This is a genomic window from Ginsengibacter sp., from assembly GCF_057362405.1.
This window is the reverse complement of sequence record NZ_JBMQQG010000031.1, coordinates 1-3,140: the sequence shown is the minus strand read 5'-3', so window position 1 is coordinate 3,140 and position 3,140 is coordinate 1. Positions and strand designations below refer to the sequence as shown.

The 3,140-nt window shown below is 40.6% G+C and carries 3 protein-coding genes; all 3 read right to left on the bottom strand.

The window, feature by feature from the left end:
- A partial coding sequence (locus ACO1O5_RS02430; protein WP_486268108.1) for a DUF4954 family protein occupies window positions 1-794 on the bottom strand: 794 nt, incomplete at its 3' end.
- Between the two features lie 61 nt (window positions 795-855).
- Window positions 856-1,251 carry a four helix bundle protein gene (locus ACO1O5_RS02425; RefSeq protein WP_486268106.1) on the bottom strand — a complete coding sequence of 132 codons (396 nt, stop codon included), beginning with the start codon at window positions 1,249-1,251 and terminating at the stop codon, window positions 856-858.
- Between the two features lie 77 nt (window positions 1,252-1,328).
- A partial coding sequence (gene glmS / locus ACO1O5_RS02420; RefSeq protein ID WP_486268104.1) for a glutamine--fructose-6-phosphate transaminase (isomerizing) occupies window positions 1,329-3,140 on the bottom strand: 1,812 nt, incomplete at its 5' end.

The window sequence follows — 3,140 nt, the reverse complement described above, 5'->3', positions numbered from 1 at the left end:
TCATCACTATTGATGGTGAGATTTTTAAGTTTATTGGCGCCTTTCAAATAAGCATCTGTTCCAATGCAAACATCTTTTATAATATTACAATCTTTTAAAACACAGCGATCGCCAATGGTCCCATAATAACCACGTTTGTTATCGAATTCCTTTTGCGTTAATTCAACAAATTTTTCCATCAACTCCTGGTCGTTGCGATAACTGCTCCACAAATAGGCATCGCCGGGTAACATACTTTCAAATGGAATTACGCGCCTGCCGCCGGTTTCATTGCGCACTTCCATCCATACTCTTGTTAACTCCGTTTCGCCTTCTTTTAAAATACCGTTGCCAAATTTCGAGTAATCGGTAGCAGCCAGTTCATTCACGTTGGCAATCATTACTTCGTTTCCAATAATGTAATGGCTTAAATAATGCGCATTATCAATGCATACATTATCGCCAAAATCAGAGCTTATGATCGTACTGTTGTATATACCAACCGGCATCCGAAGATTATGAAACTCGAGATAATAGGGTTCTAATTTGCCGATTCGGACCAGCCCAAAAAACTTACAATTTTTTACCAGCACCGGGTCAAATGCATCAGATACAAGAATTTTACTCCAGTCATCGGAACTGTTGTCACTGCGAATAAGAATTTCTTTTTCCCTGGTAGTAAGGCTGCGATAATCGCCGCTGTTCTTGTTCTGTTTATTTCTGAGGTAATATTCATCTTCTCCGGCAGGCAAATATTTTTGATCAATAAAGTTATAACCCAAGTTATCAACGGGATGCTTTGTAATTATATTCATAGTTTAAAAGTAATCAGTAATAAGTGAGGAGGAAAAGGTATGCGGCAAAAGTTTACATAAGCTATTTTTTAGTTATTTGGCTCCTTAGCCAATTGATATAGCCGTTTAATATTTTTTCAACCTCAATTATGTCATTTTCAAATGCAGTCAATTCTTCCTTGGTAATAAAATTACAATCATAAGCATCAATAAGATGATTATAGGTCTCGCTCAAAGAACCCCGTGCAATAACGCAGAAATGAATTCTGTCCGGAAATGTGTATCTTCCGTGACCTTCGGCTATACAAGAATTTACACCTCTGCCACTCCTGATGATTTGATCTGTAAGCCTGAATTTTTCTTCGCCCGGAAAAGTCTTTGTTATCTTCTCAATTTTAATTTTTAGCAGTCTCATTTTTTTCCAAACTTCTAACTCTGCAAAACTTTTTGATACAGATTTTTTTTCGGCGTCACTCATTTTGTTTAATTAAATAGTAATTGAATAATTTCATTTTCTGACCTGTTTTCCAATTACTCATTACTCATCACCCCTAACTATTCTACTGTAACAGACTTCGCCAGGTTCCTCGGTTTATCAACATCACAACCTTTTGCAACACCTATATAGTACGAAAGTAATTGTAATGGAATAACGCTCAGTAGCGGTGCAACTATTTCATCGGCAGGAGGAACAGCAAACACATCATCGGCCATGGCAGGAATGGCGTCATCGCCCTCGGTGATTATGGCAATCACTTTTCCCTTCCGTGCTTTGATCTCCTGTATGTTGCTCACAATTTTTAAATGATATTCATCTTTGGTAGCTACAAAAACCACAGGCAAATCCTTATCAACAAGTGCTATGGGACCGTGTTTCATTTCGGCAGCCGGGTATCCCTCCGCATGTATGTATGAAATTTCTTTGAGCTTTAAGGCACCTTCAAGCGCTATCGGGAAATTGTAACCCCTGCCCAAATACAGAGCATTCACCGCATCCTTATATTTAATGGCAATTGAATTCAGTTCCTTCCCATTTTTCAAAATAGATTCTACTTTTTCCGGCACTTCCTCCATCTCAACCAGCAACCTCGAATATCGCTTTTCGTCAATCGTTCCTTTTGCTTTGGCAATTTTTAGGGCAATCATCAATAACACTGCCAATTGAGCAGTAAATGCTTTTGTGGAAGCTACGCCAATTTCCATGCCGGCGTGCGTATAAGCGCCAGCGTGAGACGCACGGGCGATAGAAGAACCAACTACGTTCACTATCCCGAAAATAAAAGCACCTTGCTCCTTTGCTTTTTCAATGGCTACCAATGTGTCTGCCGTTTCTCCGCTTTGAGAAATCGCAATGATAACATCTCCCTTATTGATAATAGGATTACGGTAACGAAACTCCGATGCGTATTCAACTTCCACGGGTATCCGGCACAATTCTTCAATAATATATTCAGCGACCAGGCCGGCATGCCAGCTGGTGCCACATGCAATAATGATATACCTTGGCGCAGCAACAAGGGCTTTAATATTATCTTCAATTCCCTTCATGGTAATGGTGCCTCTAGAAGCGTCTAACCTTCCCCGTAAGCAATCGTATATCGTAGCCGGTTGCTCATTTATTTCCTTCAGCATAAAATGTTCGTAGCCGCCCTTTTCTATTGCGGCAAGTTCCATATCAAGGCTTGATATATAGGGTGTCTGCTTTTCATTGCCCAGGTTTTTTAAGATGAGCTCATCAGCTTTTATGATGGCGATTTCATAATCATTTACATAAACGACTTCTTTCGTGTATTCCAGCATAGGCGTGGCATCAGATCCAAGGAAATGTTCTCCTTTGCCAATTCCGATGACCAGCGGACTTCCTTTTCTCGCAGCGATAATGGTATCGGGGTGGTCTTCATCGAGCAGTAGAATTACATAAGCGCCACTCACTCTTTTGAGCGCAATGCGCACCGCTTCTTCCAACGGGGACTCTGAATTTTTATATATTTCTTCTATGAAGTTTAGCAGTACTTCCGTATCAGTTTCGCTCTGGAAAACATATCCTTTGTTTGCAAGCTCTTGCTTTAGTTGGGCATAGTTTTCGATGATGCCGTTGTGTATCATTGCAAGTTTGCCACCGGCGCTTCTATGGGGATGCGCATTTACATCACTTGGCTCGCCATGCGTAGCCCAACGGGTATGTCCGATCCCAATATTAGCATGTAAAGGTTTGCCTAATAATGCTTGTTCCAATTCGGCAACTTTTCCCTTCTTTTTATATACTGAAAGTCCGTCGGCGTTTATTAATGCAACTCCGGTACTGTCGTAGCCGCGATATTCCTGTCTTTTAAGACCGGTAATAATAATAGGATAGGCTTCCCTATG

Coding starts and splice junctions, on each gene's coding strand:
- ACO1O5_RS02425 (WP_486268106.1), bottom strand. CDS start 1,251: ATGAGTGACGCCGAAAAAAAATCTGTATCAAAAAGTTTTGCAGAGTTA.